Annotated in this window: 1 pseudogene; it reads right to left on the bottom strand. The window is 46.6% G+C overall.

Features of this window, described 5'->3' with window-relative positions:
* Positions 1–123 (bottom strand): annotated as a pseudogene (locus F1735_RS35030) (transposase); the annotation flags it as partial.
* Between the last annotated feature and the right edge of the window lie 130 nt (positions 124–253).

The following is a 253-nucleotide window of genomic DNA, read 5'->3' as shown; positions in this document are numbered from 1 at the left end:
CCGGTTAAATCGATACTGAGCCTCGGCCAAATAGAGAAAACCATATTTATCGAAATTGAAAGCATGGTAGGTTCCGCCGGTGGCGGTTTTCAGGTTACTCAGAACGGTATTTATCCACCTGAAACAACCCCCTGTGTCAGACTACTTGTCGGGTGTGTTTTTGAACAAAGTATGTCGTGATCTTGAGCGTTGTAGTGGGGTTTTTAGGGTTCGTTCTTGTGCTGTACTTTTGACATCGTTTCCGGGAGCGGGG

Origin of the sequence: Massilia genomosp. 1, from assembly GCF_011682185.1 — a bacterium.
In the GTDB taxonomy this organism is placed as follows: domain Bacteria; phylum Pseudomonadota; class Gammaproteobacteria; order Burkholderiales; family Burkholderiaceae_D; genus Telluria_A; species Telluria_A rubra.
The sequence above is the reverse complement of the archived record's forward strand: the minus strand, read 5'-3'. Positions and strand labels throughout refer to the sequence as shown.